The following is a 15743-nucleotide window of genomic DNA, read 5'->3' as shown; positions in this document are numbered from 1 at the left end:
GCAGCCCGGGAAGCACCGCGACCAGCGTGGCACCCCACCGCGCAGCGGCCTGCCGCGCGGCGTCGGCGACGGCGAGCAGCCCGGGGGTCCAGGCGCCGTCCTCCAGTTCCTCCAGGCGCTGCGAGACCACCACCACGTCCAGGCCGGCCCGAGCGGAGCCGCTGTCCGGGTCCAGGCACTCCTGGACGATCTGGTTGTAGGGCGCGACGTGGAAGTCCGGGCGGCCGTACGCCCCGCCGAGCGCCGTTCCGAGATAGGGCACGACCGAGTCGGCCGTGTAGCTGGCCATGATCCCGATACGCGGTCCGTCGGGCGGTCCCGTGCGCTCGGTCGCCCGGTAGGCGGCCCGCAGCGCGCGCAGGTCGACCGGGACGTCTATGAGGGGCAATGGCATGATCGTCCTTCCGTCAGCGCCTGAGCCCGGCGAGGATGTCGGCGGTTCCAGGGCCTGCTTGACCTCGGCGAGGGAACGGACCGCGTCAAGGGTTGATGTCACGGTGGTCGCGGGAGGCCGCGCGGATGTCGTACGGCCCCAGGGCCGCCGTACCGTCCTCGGACGGGCTGGCCTCGGCCCGCTCGAACTGACGGGTCGTCAGCGGCGGGGCAGGGCCGTCAACGGTCACGAGTCCACCCCCGCGACCCCCTTGGCCGCCAGGAGCTCGCGGAGACCGGCGATGCTGGTGATGCCCCTGATCTCCCGGCTGCTGAGCGCTACACCGAAGTGCTCCTCCAGCACGACCACGACCTCGACGTGCTTCAGGCTCGTCCAGGCGTCATGGACGCCTGGTCCGGAGTCCTCGGCCAGTTCGGCGCCCGGCACCCCCAGGACCTCGGCGATCAGGCCGGACAGTTGATCGGTCGGCGGCACGGCGGCCGTCTGCTCGGCGGTGGCCATCAGCGGACCGCCTGCCGGGTACGCGGCGCCGGGGCAGGAGCCGCGGGGGTCGGCGATGAGAGGTCGGTGCCGGGGCACGTGGACCGGAAGGACATGATCGGATCCACCTTTCGGAGAACTCGAAGAGGATGAACGGGAATCGCGGGCGCGACGGCCGGACGACGTGAGCAGGCCCGGGCGTCAGTGCCCGGCCGCGGATCGGGTGGCCGGGGGCAGCTCCTCGGCCCCGGGTGCGGCCAGGGCGCGGAACCGGTCGGCGATGCGCTCGGCGAGCGCCGTGACGGTCGCGGCGTCATGGATGCTGCTCCGGTAGTAGATCTGGAGGACCAGCGCGCCGTCGACGATGGCCGGCATCAGGTCGAACAGGTACGGCCAGGTGCACGCACCGTCCTGGCAGGGGCCGTACGAGTCGGGGCAGTGCCCGAACAGGGACGTGTGCGCCGAGGTCTGCTCGAACCCGGACTCGCCCATGTAGTTGAAGCTGAACAGCGGCTGCTCGCCACCCGTCAGACGGGCGCGCAGTGCGGGATCGGCGTGCTGGCCGGCCAGCACCGCGTAGCCGAAGCCGGAGTCGGGGACGACCGAGAGCTGACGGTGTACCGACTGCACCAGCGCCATGCCCCCGGCACCGGCGACGTCGATGGCGAGCGGGAAGTAGATCTGGAACCAGCCCACCGTCCGGACCAGGTCGAGATCCGGGAATCGGTGGGGCCGACCGTGCCCGGCCACCGCGAACCGGCAGGAGTCGCTGCCGGTCCATTCGGCCAGAACCGAGGCCGCGGCGGCGAAGAGCGCGTCGGAGAGGCTGGCGCGCCGGCCGACAGCGAGCCGCTGCACCGCGGCCGTGTCCTCGGCGCTGACCCGCACCTCGGCGGTCTCCATGTAGGCCATCTCCCTTGATCCGCCCTCGTGGTCGACCGGCACGACGGGTGCGCGGACTCCTTCAGGGGTGGGGGCGACCTGCTCCAGCCAGAACGGCACCTCGGCGAGGAGTTCCTCGTCGGCCGCGTACTCGCCGACCCGGTCGGTCCAGTCGCGGAACGACGTGGTCTTCAGCGGTGGACGCAGCGGTACCCCCGTGACGGCCTGTTCGGTGAGGGTGGTCAGGTCCTCCAGCAGGAGGCCCCGGGACATGCCGTCCACGACCAGGTGATGGCAGATGATCAGCAGCCTGTCCGGCTCGCCGTCGGTGTGCAGGTGCAGCGCGCGCAGAACCGGTCCGGTCGCCAGGTCGAGGCCGCTCTGGAGTCCGATGGCCAGAGCCTCGGCCCGTGCGGCGCGTTCCTCGGCCGGTGTCCCGGTCAGATCGACGCGCTCGAACGGCACCTCCATGCCGGTGGGCTCCGACCACTGCCGCCACTCACCGTCCTCGCCGCGGGCGAAGCGCAGCCGGAGTGCGTCGTGATGGTCCACGAGGACACGCAGCGCGCTTTCCAGGTGCTCCGCGGTGACGTCCGGCCGCACCGTCAAGTAATAGGGGTGGTTGTAGTAGTTGGGATCGCCTGCGGCTCCGACCGGGTTGGCGAAGAACCACCGCTGAGCCGGGGACAGGGCCACCGGCCCGACGACCGGGCCCTGGTCGGCGACGACGACCGGAGCCGCGTCGGCCTCGGCCAGGTCGGCGACCGACGGCATCTCCAGGACGGCACGCGGAGAGAGGCTGATGCCGTGCCGGGCGGCCTGGGAGACGACCTGGATCGCGGTCATCGAGTCGCCGCCGAGCGCCATGAAGCTGTCGGAGAGCCCGACGCGATCGATGCCGAGCAGCCGGGCCAGGATCTCGGTCAGCCGTCGTTCACGCCCGGTGCGCGGCTCGACGTATTCGCCTCGGTACACGCGCCAGCGGGCGCGGTCCACGGCCGCCTGGATTCCGGCCGCGTCGGACAGTTCGGTCAGGACGCGCGAGCCTGCGGCCGCGCTGACGCCCGGCGCGGTGCCGAGGGCGGTGTCGGCGTCGTACTCCCCGGAGAAGAGCGGCTCGTCAAGCGCCCACAGGTGGTCGAGTACGTGGCGCGCGCCGTCCGGATCCTCGGGTATCGCGACCGCGAGTACGCCCGGGAAGCGGGCGGCCAGCCGCCCGGGGAGTTCGGAGTCCGGGTCCAGCACGACACAGTCGGCCGGGTCGACGGCGCCGGCCGCGACCGCCTCGGCGAAGGGGGCTTCGAGGTCCCCCGCGGAATGCCAGGCGAGCCACGAGGCGGCATCCACGTCGGGCAGCAGATCCGGACGGGCGGCGAGTTGCAGTCGAACGGCGGGCTCGGCACCGGCGAACACCAGCGTGCGGCCCTGGGCCGTCGCCCGCCGCAGCGCGCGGGCGACGAGCGCGGCGGATGCGCGACCGCCGGCCTCGGTACCGCCGCCGGCCCCGTCACCGCCGCCGAGCCCCAGCAGCCGGCCTGGGTCCAGGTAGACGGTGCGGCGCGGTTCGGTGCTCAGGAGGGCGCGGGCCAGAACCGTGGCCAGAACCGTCGTGAACTCCGGCGTGTAGGGCATGTGCGCGAGACGGTCGGCGTGTTCGTCGTCGCGCCGTTCCACCGGGTACCGGCCGGCGAGGGGCCCGGCGTCGACAACCCGTACGGCGGGCAGGGAGGCGGCCAGCCGCGTCAGACGTGCGGTCAGCCCGCGTTCCAGGGTGGCCCACGGTTCAGCGGCCCAGCCGGGCGAGGCCGGGCAGACGGCGATCAGCAGCGGCGTCCGGCACCAGGTGCGGTGGCTGAGCAGGGCCGCGTGCAGGTCGCCGAAGGCGGTTTCAAGGTCGCGTACGACGGCGTCGAAGCGGGCCGGTCCTTCGGCGGCACCGGCGAGAGCGCGCGGGTCGTGGCCGAGGTGGCGGACCCAGTCCTCCCAGCGGAGCAGCACGGTGTTGACGGGTGCCCCTGCCGTACCGAAGGCGGCGTCCGGGTCGAGCAGTTGTTGCACGACCTGCGCGTAGGGGGCGAAGGCGACCTTGGCCGGGCGGCCGAACAGGTCGAACCAGAAACCGAGCGCCGGGCCGGCCGCTTCGGCGGTGAAACTGGCGGCCACGGCGGTGGAGGGGACGGTCTCGGCGGCGTCGGACCCGGTGTCGGGTTCGGTTCCCGGCGCGATCACCGGGATCCGGCAGTCCTGGGGGAAGGCGACGTCACCGCTGCGGGCCTCGGACTCGTCGGCCACCGCCTCCAGCATGGCGGCGAAGGCCTGCAGCAGCGCCTCGGCCCCGGCGGGTGAGTACAGCCCGGTCTGGTAGTCCAGGGTGATCAGGAACTCGCCGCCCTCGGCGTCGAGGCTGAACAGGAGCTCGAACTCTGTCCCGGCGCGGAGCCAGCTCAGCGGCGCCAGGGTCAGACCGTCGAGGTCGGGCAGTCCCTCGTCGCCGTCGACGAAGTTGAACAGCGTCTGGAACAGCGGCTGGCGGCCGGGGACACGTACGGCGCGGACCGCCGAGACGATGTTCTCGAACGGCAGCCGCTGGACGGCGCGGGCGTCCAGAATCGCCTGGTGGGTGGCCGCGACCCGGCCGGTGACGGTCAGGTCTCCGGCCCCGGTCAGCCGGATCGGCACCAGGTCGGCGAAGTCGCCGACGACATCGGGCAGCCCGGCGTGCTCGCGGTTGCCGTTGAGCGTGCCGACGACGAACTCGTCGCGTCCGCCGGCGCGGGCGGCCAACAGGTGGAACGCGGTGAGCACGATGCTGAACAGCGGCACCGCCATCCTGCGTCCGGCGGCGCGCAGCCGCGCGGCCAGCTCGGCGTCGACGCGCCGGGTGACCGCGGCGCTGTCCAATCCGATCTCCCCGGTGCGCGGGAAGTCGGTCGGCAGCGAGGAGACCGCGGGGACGTCCCGCATGATCTCCCGCCAGCGCGTCTCGTGTTCGCGCCCGCCCGGGCCGAGGAGCCAGTCGTGCTGCCAGTGGGCGTAGTCGGCGAACTGCACCGGCAGCTCAGGGAGTTCCGGGGTTCGTCCCGCGCGGGCGGCGCGGTAGAGCTCGGCCAGGTCGCGCACGATGATGGCCCAGGACCGGTTGTCGGTGACCGCGTGATGCATGGCCATCGACAGGTAGTGGGTGCGTGGCCCGGCGGCGAACAGCCGGAACCTGGCCAGCGGGCCGAGGTCGAGCTCGAAGGTCTCCTCGGCGGCGGCGCGCATCAGGCGCTCGATCTCGTCGGCCTGGCCCGGCCCTTCGGGGACGGCCGTCGTCGCCGGGAAGACCTCGCTCCCCCAGCGGGCCGCGTCGGGCACGATGCGCAGCACCGGCGCGCCGTCGCCGTCCTCGGCGATGGTCGTACGCAGCGATTCGTGGCGGTCGAGCAGGGCCGCGACAGCCGTACGGAGCGCGGTCTCGTCGAGGTCGCCGTCGATGCGCAGCGGGAAGGCGCTGTTGTGCAGGAGGCCGGCGCCGTGCACCTTCGCCAGGGTCCACAGCCGGCGCTGGGTGGAGGACGGTGCGAGGGTCTGGTCGCGTGAGACGGGCACCGGGCCGTCCTCGCGTCCGCCGGGTGCCGAGGCGTCGACGAGGTGGGCGAGGTGGCCGAGGGTCGGGCCCCGGAAGAGCTCGAACGGCTCCACCGAGCGGCCGAACTCTGCCTTGATGCCGGTGAGCAGGTCGACGGCGAGGAAGGAGTGGCCGCCGAGGGCGAAGAAGCTGTCGTCCAGGCCGACCCGGTCGACCTTGAGCGCCTGCTGCCACATCGCGGCCAGGCGGCGTTCGGTGTCGGTGACCGGCTCGCGGAATCCGGCCGCGCCCGGCGCTCCGGTCGCGGTGGCCGGCCCGCCGTCGGCGAGGTCTGCCGCGTCCGTACCGCCGACGGGTCCGGCGGCTCCGACGGCCAGGCGCGACGGCCAGACCGGGACGAGCTCGGCCGGGCGCCCGTCCTCGTCGCGTACGGTCAGCGGCAGCAGGCCGCGTACGACCGAGGCACCGAGCAGGGCGTGGAAGTCGGCACCGGCGTACGGTACGACGTCCAGCCCGTCGAGGAAGTCCGCGTCGTCCCGGTCCTCGTCGAAGCCGTCGCCCCCGGTGCTACGGGTGCTGTCGGTGCTCTCAGGGGGCTTCTCCACCGCGGCCCGCGCGGTACGGATCCGGACGTCGGACCAGCGTCCGCAGGCTTCGCCGAGACGGCGGGCCGGTCCGTCGAAGACCTCGGTGCCCTCCCAGCGGGACCAGGCCGCCGAGGGCGGGCAGAGCACGATCGTCAGCGGGTCCTCGGACCAGGCGCGATAGGCGGACAGCGCGTCGCAGAACTCGACGAGGCCGCGGTCCAGGGCCGCGCCGACCGCCTCGGGGTCGCGGCGGTCCGGTACGGCGCCGGCCTTGGCCAGATCCTCACAGCGCAGCAGCACCACATGGGCCGCGCCGGGGTTCCTGCCGAACACGCCAGTCAGCGAGCGCAGTTGTGCGGCCACCGGGCCGGGTTCTGACGGCACCTCGAAGTCCAGCCCGAGGCCCGCGTGCTTGGCCCAGGCGCGTACGACCGGCAGCACCGGCTCGATCGGGAACGAGGCCGCCAGCGCGACCACTCCGGCGCGCGCCGGAGCGAGCCGGCTCCACGGCGTGTCGGGGGCGACGGCTACGGCGCGCGCCACGTCGGCGAAGCGCCCGGTGAGGTCGGCGATGGCGGCCGCGGTGAACAGGTCGGTGTTGTAGCGCAGTTCGCCCTGGAAGCAGCCGTCCTCGCGGCGGTCCATGTTCAGGAACAGGTCGAAGTCGGTGACGCCGTTGTCGCGCGTCTCCACGGTGAACTCGGGGACCGCGTCGTCGAAGCGGGCCGGGAGGACCTCGTGGAAGCCGAACATGACCTGGAACAGCGGGTTGCGGGACGGGTCGCGCGGCGGAGCCAGGGCTTCGACGATCTTGGCGTACGGCACCTCCTGGTCCCCGTAGGCCCGGCCTGCCTCCTCGTGCGCCGCGCGCAGCAGGTCGCGGAAGGTGGTCGAAGCGGTCGGGGCCATGCGCAGGACGAGGATGTCGGCGAAGCAGCCGATCATCGGCTCCAGTTCGGGACGCGTACGCCCGGCCACCGCGGACCCGATGACCACTTCGGCGTCGTCCGAGGCGCGGCCGAGCAGGATCGTCAGGACGCTGAGCAGGGCGACGAACGGTGTGGTGCCCTCGGCGCGGGCCAGCGCGGCCAGCCGCGCGCTGGTCTCGGAGTCCAGTACGAGGGGGGTCAGGGCGCCGTGGTGGGTCTGCTGCGGCGGCCGGGGCCTGTCGGCGGGCAGGTCCAGGACGAACGGGGCGCCGGTCAGGCGGTCGCGGACCGAGGCGAGGCGGCGCTCGTAGCGCTCCCCCGCCGCGCGTTCGCGCGCCCACAGCGAGAAGTCCGGGTACTGGACCGGCAGCGCTTCGAGCTTCGGCCGGCGGCCTTCGGTGTCGGCGCGGTAGGCCTCGACGAGGTCTTCCACGAGGACGGAGGTGGACCAGCCGTCGAAGGCGATGTGGTGGACGACGATCTGGAGCAGGTGTTCGTCGCTCCGGACGGGGAACAGCGCGGCGTCCACGAGGCGTCCGGTGACCAGGTCGAGTCTGGTGCGCGCGTGCCGGACCAGGGCGGCGTCGAGGTCCGGCGGGCCCTGCCGGTCGCCGGGCGCGGCATCCCCGTCGGCAGCGACAGCGACAGTCCCGGCAGCGACGGCGACCGGTCCGGCGGGAACGACGCGCTGGCGCGGCCCTTCGGGGCCGGCGACGAACGCCGTACGCAGCGCTTCATGGCGCTCCACGACCACGGCCAGCGCGCGTTCCACGGCGCCGTGGTCCACGGCGCCACGGACCCGGATCGAGACGGTGATGTTGAGGGCCGGGTTGCCCGGATCGAGCAGGTCCTGGAAGTAGAGGCGCTCCTGCGCCGGGCTGAGCGGGATCAGGTCCAGGCCCGCGTCACGGGGGCGCAGCCGCCCGGCAGCGGCGGCGTCGCGCTTTTCGGCGCGCAGCCGGGCGAGGAGTTCGGCGCGCTTGTCGGCCGGCATCTCGCGGGCGGGTTCGCGGATGGTCTCGGTCATCGGACGCCCTCTTTCCGGGGGTCGGGCAGCGGGTCGGTGGCGGCGGGCCCTGAAGCGGACTGACTGCCGAGGTAGGCGTTCATGAGCTCTTCGTCGGCGTACTCGCACAGCGCGGCCACGGTCGGCGCCTCCATCAGGGCACTGAGCGGGAGTTCGACGTCGAGGACGTCGAGCAGCCGGGCCACGACGCGGGTGGCCAGCAGGGAGTGGCCGCCGAGTTCGAAGAAGTCGTCGTGGACGCCGATGTCGGCGATGCCGAGCAGGTCGCTCCAGACCGCGGCGACGGCTTCCTCCCGCTCGTCGCGGGGCGCGACGAAGGCGGTCGCCAGCCGCCGGGGGTACGCGGCCAACGCCACGGCGTCGTGCGCGCCCCCGCTCGCTCCGTCCTCGTTCGCCGCGGCGCCGGCACCGGCGCCGACACGTCCAGCGGTCAGGTCGGCTTCGGCGAGCGGTGGGGAGTCGGCCGGAGGGCCGCCCTCGGCGGGGATCAGCCCGATGAGCGCCTCGGCGGCCGGAGGGTCGATCCAATAGCGTTCGCGCTCGAAGGGGTACGTGGGCAACTCCGCACGCCCGCGCGGGTCGTGGCGCCAGTAGCCGGTCCAGTCCGGCTCCATGCCGGCGAGCCAGAGCCGCGCCAGGGCCTCGGTGGCGGTCCGGTCGGCGGGGACCGGCCGGCCGGGCGCGGGCAGGCTGCCGACCACGAGGTTCCCTGACATCTCCGGGTTCTGCCGGGCCAGGGTGGCCAGGGCGGTGCCCGGACCGACCTCGATCAGCGCCAGCGGTCCGGTCTCGGCGAGGGTCGCCAGCCCCTCGTGGAAGCGGACCCGCCCGCGCAGGTGTCGTACCCAGTAGTCCGGCGAGGTGGCCTCCTCGTCGGTGATCCAGGTCCCGGACAGATTGGAGACGAACGGCAGAGCCGGGGCGGCGAGCGGGACGGCGGCCACGAGGGTGCGGAAGTCATCGAGGATCGGGTCCATCGCCGGGGAGTGGAAGGCGTGCGAGGTGTGCAGCGGACGGACCGCGACCCCCTCGGCGGCCAACGTCCGCTCGATCTCGTCGAGCGCCTCGGCCGGCCCCGACAGGACGGTGAGCGAAGGCGCGTTGGACGCGGCGACGGCCACGTCGCCCCGTACGAACCGCTCGGCCTCCTGGACCGGCAGCGCGACCGACAGCATGCGGCCCGGCGGCAACGCCTGCATCATGCGCCCGCGCAGGGCGACCAGGCGCAGCGCGTCCTCCAGCCGCATGGTGCCGGCCAGGCAGGCGGCCACGTACTCGCCGACGCTGTGGCCGATCGTCGCCGCCGGCCGGATGCCCCAGGACTCCCAGAGCCGTGCGAGGGAGTATTCGACCGCGAACAGGGCGGGCTGCGCGAACTCGGTTCGGCGCAGCGGTTCGGCGACAGCCGAGTCCTCCGCGGCGCCCGGCGGCCGATCCGCCGCGGCTTCCCCGAGTACGAGGTCGCGCAGGTCCCGGCCCAGGGTCGGGACGAGCAGGTCCGCGCAGGTGTCGAAGGCTTCGCGGTACGCGGGCTCGGTGCGGTACAGCCCGGCTCCCATGCCGACGTGCTGAGCGCCCTGGCCGGAGAACATGAACACGATGTCGCGGCGGCCGCCTTCCACATGACCGGTCATGGCCTCCAGCGACCCCGGGGCGAGTGCGGCCGCCGCGTCCACCGCGGAGTCCGCGATCACAGCCATGCGATGCGTGAAGGCGGTGCGGCCGAGTTGAAGGGTGGACGCGGTGTCGGCGAGTTCGGCGGGACTCGGCCCCGGTCCGGTGAGGAGATGTTCGCGCAGCCGCTCACGGGCCGTTTCCAGCGCGCTCGGCGTACGGGCCGAGAGTACGAGCAGGTGCCGCTCGCGAAGCGACGGACCGGCCGGGGCCGGGTCGGGCGCCTCCTGGAGGATCACGTGCGCGTTGGTGCCCCCCATGCCGAAGCTGCTCACCGCCCCCAGGCGCCGTCCGCCACGAGGCCGCGCCCAGGCCCGCTCGGCGGTGGGCACCTCGAACGGGCTGCCCGCCAGGTCGATGCCGGCGTTCGGCTCACCGAAGTACGGGCTCGGTGGCACGACGGCGTGCTCCAGCGCCAGTACGACCTTGAGGAACCCGGTGATGCCGGCGGCCGCGTCCAGGTGTCCGATCAGGGCCTTGACCGAGCCCAGGGCGCAACGCCCGTCGCGTTCCGGGTCGCGCCCGGCGAAGGCCTCGGCGAGGGCAGCGAACTCGATCGGGTCGCCCAGCGGCGTGGCGGTGCCGTGCGCCTCCAGATAGCCGATGTCGGCCGGGTCGACGCCGGCGAGGTCACGGGCGGCGCGCAGTACGGCGGACTGGCCCTGGACGCTGGGCGCGGTGAACCCGACCTTGCGGCGGCCGTCGTTGTTGACCGCGGTGGCCTTGACCACGGCGTGCACCCGGTCGCCGGCGGCGAGGGCGGCGGCCAGCGGCTTGAGCACCACGGCACCGACACCGTTGCCGCTCACCGTGCCCGCGCTTCGGGCGTCGAAGGGCAGGCAGCCGCCGTCCGGGGAGAGGATGCCGTTCTCGCGGCCGTCGTGGAGGGACAGTTGCGGCAGGCGCACCGAGGCGCCCCCGGCCACCGCGATCTCGCAGTCGCCGGCGAACAGTGCCTGACAGGCGAGGTGGATCGCGACCAGGGAGGTCGAGCAGGCGCTCTGCACCGACATCGCCGGGCCCGAAAGGTCGAGGTGGTAGGCGGCGCGGGTGGCCAGGGTGTCGGTGATGTTGCCGAGCATCTGCTCCTCGCGCAGCTCGGCCAGGCCCGGGTTGGGCAGCAGATGGCGGATCAGATAGGTGCTCAGGCTGGCCCCCGCGTAGACACCGGTGACCGGCCGCCCGATCGCCGAGCCGTAGCCGGCCCCCTCCAGGGCGGTCCACGCGCACTCCAGGAAGACCCGCTGCTGGGGGTCGAGCAGCTCGGCCTCGCGGGGGCTGTAGCCGAAGAACGCCGCGTCGAACAGCTCGGCCCCGTCGAGCACTCCCCCGGCGCGCACGGCGGTGGGGCGGTCGGAGGCCGAAGCACCCGCGCCGGCGCCGGACTCGGGGGCCGGCACCGTACGTACGGTCCGGTGCCCGGCGCGGACGTTCGCCCAGAACCGGTCGAGATCGGGCGCCCCCGGGGAGGAGCCCGCCATGCCGATCACCGCGATGTCGAGGTCGCCGGCTCCGGCGGCATCGGAATTGACGCCGGAGTGGTCGTTCGCATCGGAGTTGTCAGCGCCGCTGTTCGGGCGAAGGTCCGCATTACTTGAGCTTGATGCCTCGTAGCGCACCGCCGGCCCCTCCCTCATGGATTGTTTTGCGGTTCGCCGAGGAAGCTATCGGAGCGAATTGATATGGCCGCCATTCGTGTGCCATGCGTTTGGCCGCAGGCTCCAAAGCTCCCCGCAGTCGGCCACTTACCGGGCCATTCACGGCCACGGGTATCCCCGCGTACGGCCACGACAAATCGCCCCGAACATCACCGATTTCGACCTGGACCGACGGGCGTCACATTCCGAACGCCATCTCACCGGGGCCCTACATGCTGAACGCATGGCAGGCGAATGGCGGCGATATCACGTCACCCCGATAGCTTCCTCGGCGAGCCAACAAACCAATTCACGAGGGACGGGACGATGGTGGGCCACAAGGCATCAAGCCCAAGCGATGCTGACCTTCGCGGGAGGGACACCGTCCCCACGAAGTACGCGACCAGGCACGGGCAGCGTTCATCGAGGCCATGCGGTCTGTTACGGGCGGCACGAACGGCGCCCGGATTCCACGCACCGCCGGCGCACCGGAAAGCGAGCGCCGCGCACCATGTCATGGCCCGGATCCCGGCCGCCGCTCCTGATTCCCCTGCGAGGGAAAGCCGTATGGACACTGGACTTGATCCTGACGCGGTCTTCGAGTCGGTCGACCGCGTGACGACAGCCGAGCCGCTGCTTCGGGCGCGGCCCGGCACGGAGTCGGCGAGCGGCGCGGGAGCCCCGGTATGACGCAGACCCCGCCACCCACCGTCGCGTACGAACTCTTCGACTGCCTCCAGGTAAATCTCGCCGTACTCGCCGACAGGTGGCACGGTGCGGGTACCCATCTACGTCTCGGCGCGACGCTGCGTTTCGCTCCCGAGACCGGGAGCGGGACCGGGACCGGGGCCACCGGGTTGCCGACCGTGGCACGTACCGTCGAGCAGCATCTCGCCGACGCGCAGAGCACTCTCGGAATCGCTGTGCGCGCGCTGCACCGGACACCCGCGACGGCCGACATCCCCCTGGCCGAGGGGAGTTACGTGGTGTCGGACGCCTATCACTTGCCGTGGGTCCCCTACTTCCAGCAGCGCCACATGGCGCACAGTTTCCTCGCCGAGGCCGAGGGCACGGACAAAGTGAACGTCGTGGACGGGTACCACAACGAAACTCCGTGGGGCAGCGCGCGCCCCGGGCTGTGGACCCTGCCGGCCCAGGCCTTCACCGCCGCCGTGCCCGGCCCCGACCTGGTCGCCGAGCTGGTGCCGGCGGTCGGGCGGCCCGGCGCGGCTGCGGCCGCCCTCGATCTCGCGGGCCCCGAGGCCGTTGACGCCTACGTCGACGCCTATGCGCGGCACCCCGACCGAAGCGCGGCCCTCAGCCAACTCACCCTGGAAACCTGGTTCCTGGCCCGCTCCCGCAAACTGCACGCCGCCTTCCGTGCGACGTTCGGACCGTCACCGGACAGCGCCGTCGACGCCCACCTGAGCGCCTGGGACTCCCTCACCGAGCAGACCTACCTGGCCGTGCGCCGGGTCGAACGCGGCCGGACGGAACCGCCGGCGCTGCTGCCCCGCCTCCGGGAGCAACTGCACGCGGACAGCGTGGTGTTCGGCAACACCACTGCTGCGGGAGGTATCGCCGAGTCGCCCTCAGCGGTGGGCGCCGAGCTGCGCCGGACCGTCGCCGGTGTGGCCGCGGCGGTGCTCGGCACCAGCGCCGAACCGCTCCTGAACGGCCAACTCCTCAGCGATGTACCGCAGTTCAGCTCCTTCCGGATCGTGGAGATCGTCGAACGTCTGGAGGATGAGCTGCACTTCGAGTTCGACGCCGACGACCTGGTGCCCGAGAACCTGCACGACATCGACGCCATCTGCGCAATCGTGCGGCGGTCTCTGTACGCCGAGCCTGCGCTCGCTCACCTCGAAGAGGCCTGATGACTACCCAGCTCCCTGCCGCTCTGCTGCACGAACTGCTGGACGAGGCGGCTGTGCACTGGCCGGACCGCCCCGCCGTGACGTGCGACGACCGCACCATCACCTACCTGGAACTGGCTGGGGCGAGCCGCCGCGTCGCCTACTGGCTGGCCGAACTGGGCCTGGGGCGCGGACACCGGCTACTGGTCAGCGCGAAGGCATCCACCACGGTGCCCGTTCTGGTCTACGCCGCCTCACGCCTGGGCGTCGCGTTCTCGCTGCTGCATGAGCAGGTACAGGGCGAGCAGCTCGAACATGTGCTGAACGACAGCGAACCCATGCTCATCGTCAGCGACTCGCCGCCCAACCGGGCGACGGCGGGGCAGCGGGGCGTACGGGCCGAGGACCTCGCGACCGTCACAGCACACGCCTTCGACACCGAGGGCAAGGACGGGCCGCTACCGACCGCGCCGCTCTCCGTGGACCCGGTCTGCCTGATCTACACCTCCGGTACGACGTCGCTTCCCAAGGCCGTCGTCAGCACCCACCAGCAGATGCTGTTCGCGGTGCGGGCGATCCAGCACGTGCTGGGCTACCGACCGGACGACGTGGTCTACACCCCGCTCCCGCTCTCCTTCGACTACGGCCTCTACCAGCTCTTTCTGGGAGCCTGCGGTGGCGCCCACGTCTGGCTGGGCCGGCCCGCGGAGGTGGGGCCGCCGCTGCTGACCAACTTGCTGCGCTCGCACGCCACCGTGCTCCCCGCGGTCCCCGCGGTCGCCGACACCCTGGGGCGGCTGCTGCGCCGCGCCGGAGATCGCAAGCTCTCCTTGCGCATGCTGACCAACACCGGTGCCGCGATGCCGCAGGAGACGCTGGCCGTGCTTCGCTCGAACATCCCCGGGCTGGACGTCCATCTGATGTTCGGGCTCACCGAGTGCAAGCGCGCCACCATCATGCCGGCCAACGGGGATCTGGCCAGGCCGGGTTCGAGCGGGCTGGCCCTGCCCGGCACCGAAGTCTTCGTCGTCGACGCCGACGGGGGGCGTCTGCCCGCCGGCGAGGTCGGCGAGATCGTGGTCCGTGGCCCGAACGTCATGTCCGGTTACTGGCGGCATTCCGAACTCAACGCCCAGCGCTACCCCAAAGCCGAGGGGCTGTTCCCCGAACTGCGTACCGGCGACTTCGGCCGGCTCGACGAAGAGGGCTACTTGTACGTCGAGGGCCGACGCGACGACGTCTACAAACAGAACGGCTTCCGTGTCAGCGTCATCGAGGTGGAGGCGGCGGCACGCCGTCTGCCCGCCGTCGGCTCGGCCGCCGTTCTGGCCCCGAACGGATCGGCGCCCGCCCGCCTGTTCGTGACCGTCACCGACGAGTTGAGCGCGCCGGACGTACTCCAGGCCATGCGTCAGGTGATCGAGGAGTACAAGATCCCGGGCACCTGTCACGTACTGCCGGAGCTGCCTCTCACCGGCAACGGAAAGACCGACCGCAAGGCGCTGGCCGCACTGGCGAACGAGGTGGACCATGTCCGTGGTTGAGAGCCACGCCGGTGTGCTGCCCGTTCCGCCGGCCGATCTGGAGGGCGTCCCGACGCCCGCGTACATCTACGACCTCGCGGAAGTGCGCCGCAACCACCAACTGCTGCGCGCGGCCCTGCCGGACCGGGCCGGCCTGTTCTACTCGTTGAAGGCGAACCCGCACCCGGCGCTGCTGACCACGCTGCGCGCGTCCGGCACGCGGCCGGAGGTCTGCTCGACCGGCGAACTGGACGCGGCGCTCGGCGCCGGCTGGGATCCCGCCGAGGCGCTGTACACCGGGCCCGGAAAGAGCGATGCGGAGATCCGGGAGGCCCTCACCCGCGGAGTGCGGCTGTTCTCCGTCGACTCCCCTTACGCCATCGAGCAGTTGGACAGGCTCGCGGCGGAGTTCGGAGTGACTGCCCGCTGCCTGCTGCGGATCAACGACGACCAGCCGGTCCCGGGCCAGGGCCTGGTCATGACCGGCGTCCCTTCGCAGTTCGGCGCGGACACGGGCTGGGTGATGGCCGAGCCGGAACGGTTCACGGATCGGCCCAGGGTCGAAGTCGTCGGACTGCACCTGTACATGGGGACGAACCTCACCGAAGTCGACTCCCTGTACGGACAGTTCCAGCGCTCCCTGGCCACCGCACGGCGGCTGACCGAGCGGCTCGCCGAACACGGCGTGCGGTTGCGCGTCCTGGACCTGGGCGGCGGGTTCGGCGCACCGTTCGCCAAGGCGGGCGAGGCCGTCGACCTCACCGCGCTCCGCCCCCGCCTGCACGAGCTCTTCGACAGAGAGATAGCCGGTTGGCGCGACGGGGCGCCCGAGGTGGTGTTCGAGTCGGGCCGCTACCTCGTCGGCACCGCCGGCACGCTGGTGACCCCCGTCCTGGATGTGAAGCGCTCCCAGGGCAAGGACATCGTCGTTCTCGCCTCCGGCATCCACCATCTCGGCGGGATGTCCGGACTCCGCCGTCTTCCGGTGCTCGCCCCGCACGTGGTGCGCACCGTCGCCGGGTCCGACTCGGCCCCCGAGCTGGACGCCATCGTGGTGGGGCCGCTGTGCACCCCGCTCGACACCTGGGCACGCGGTGCGAAGCTGCCCGCCCTCAGCCCGGGTGATCTGGTCGCCGTACCCAATGTCGGCGCCTACGGCCTGTACGCCAGCCTCATCGGCTTT

8 protein-coding genes and 1 pseudogene are annotated in these 15743 nt (G+C 72.5%); 4 read left to right on the top strand and 5 right to left on the bottom strand.

Annotated features, from left to right (window positions below):
* The 5 genes and pseudogenes from QR77_RS47095 to QR77_RS34615 all read right to left on the bottom strand — a co-directional run.
* A pseudogene (locus QR77_RS47095) lies at nucleotides 1-394 on the bottom strand (hypothetical protein); the annotation flags it as partial.
* Nucleotides 395-479: 85 nt separating this feature from the next.
* The gene (locus QR77_RS47090) at nucleotides 480-623 is read right to left on the bottom strand and encodes a hypothetical protein (RefSeq protein WP_160310984.1); all 144 of its coding nucleotides are present in this window, start codon (nucleotides 621-623) and stop codon (nucleotides 480-482) included.
* The gene (locus QR77_RS34625) at nucleotides 620-895 is read right to left on the bottom strand and encodes a phosphopantetheine-binding protein (RefSeq protein WP_063798210.1); all 276 of its coding nucleotides are present in this window, start codon (nucleotides 893-895) and stop codon (nucleotides 620-622) included. The genes QR77_RS47090 and QR77_RS34625 overlap by 4 nt, the downstream gene beginning before the upstream one ends.
* Nucleotides 896-1075: 180 nt before the next feature.
* Nucleotides 1076-7870, bottom strand: a complete 6795-nt coding sequence (locus QR77_RS34620) for a condensation domain-containing protein (RefSeq protein WP_040025969.1) — start codon at nucleotides 7868-7870, stop codon at nucleotides 1076-1078.
* Nucleotides 7867-11181, bottom strand: a complete 3315-nt coding sequence (locus QR77_RS34615) for a type I polyketide synthase (RefSeq protein WP_078877512.1) — start codon at nucleotides 11179-11181, stop codon at nucleotides 7867-7869. The genes QR77_RS34620 and QR77_RS34615 overlap by 4 nt, the downstream gene beginning before the upstream one ends.
* A 567-nt stretch (nucleotides 11182-11748) precedes the next feature.
* Here QR77_RS34615 and QR77_RS49880 point away from each other — a divergent pair.
* The 4 genes from QR77_RS49880 to QR77_RS34600 all read left to right on the top strand — a co-directional run.
* Entirely contained in the window at nucleotides 11749-11871 is a 123-nt protein-coding gene (locus tag QR77_RS49880) for a hypothetical protein (protein WP_269084344.1), read from the top strand.
* The gene (locus QR77_RS34610; RefSeq protein WP_040025967.1) at nucleotides 11868-13058 is read left to right on the top strand and encodes a hypothetical protein; all 1191 of its coding nucleotides are present in this window, start codon (nucleotides 11868-11870) and stop codon (nucleotides 13056-13058) included. Before QR77_RS49880 ends, QR77_RS34610 begins: the two co-directional genes overlap by 4 nt.
* Nucleotides 13058-14581 carry a class I adenylate-forming enzyme family protein gene (locus QR77_RS34605; protein WP_040025965.1) on the top strand — a complete coding sequence of 508 codons (1524 nt, stop codon included), beginning with the start codon at nucleotides 13058-13060 and terminating at the stop codon, nucleotides 14579-14581. Before QR77_RS34610 ends, QR77_RS34605 begins: the two co-directional genes overlap by 1 nt.
* A partial coding sequence (locus QR77_RS34600) for a type III PLP-dependent enzyme (RefSeq protein WP_201778846.1) occupies nucleotides 14568-15743 on the top strand: 1176 nt, incomplete at its 3' end. The genes QR77_RS34605 and QR77_RS34600, both read left to right, overlap by 14 nt.

Origin of the sequence: Streptomyces sp. 150FB, from assembly GCF_000818195.1 — a bacterium.
GTDB lineage: Bacteria > Actinomycetota > Actinomycetes > Streptomycetales > Streptomycetaceae > Streptomyces.
The sequence above is the reverse complement of the archived record's forward strand: the minus strand, read 5'-3'. Positions and strand labels throughout refer to the sequence as shown.

Coding starts and splice junctions, on each gene's coding strand:
- QR77_RS34625 (WP_063798210.1), bottom strand. CDS start 895: ATGGCCACCGCCGAGCAGACGGCCGCCGTGCCGCCGACCGATCAACTG.
- QR77_RS34620 (WP_040025969.1), bottom strand. CDS start 7,870: ATGACCGAGACCATCCGCGAACCCGCCCGCGAGATGCCGGCCGACAAG.
- QR77_RS34615 (WP_078877512.1), bottom strand. CDS start 11,181: ATGAGGGAGGGGCCGGCGGTGCGCTACGAGGCATCAAGCTCAAGTAAT.
- QR77_RS49880 (WP_269084344.1), top strand. CDS start 11,749: ATGGACACTGGACTTGATCCTGACGCGGTCTTCGAGTCGGTCGACCGC.
- QR77_RS34610 (WP_040025967.1), top strand. CDS start 11,868: ATGACGCAGACCCCGCCACCCACCGTCGCGTACGAACTCTTCGACTGC.
- QR77_RS34605 (WP_040025965.1), top strand. CDS start 13,058: ATGACTACCCAGCTCCCTGCCGCTCTGCTGCACGAACTGCTGGACGAG.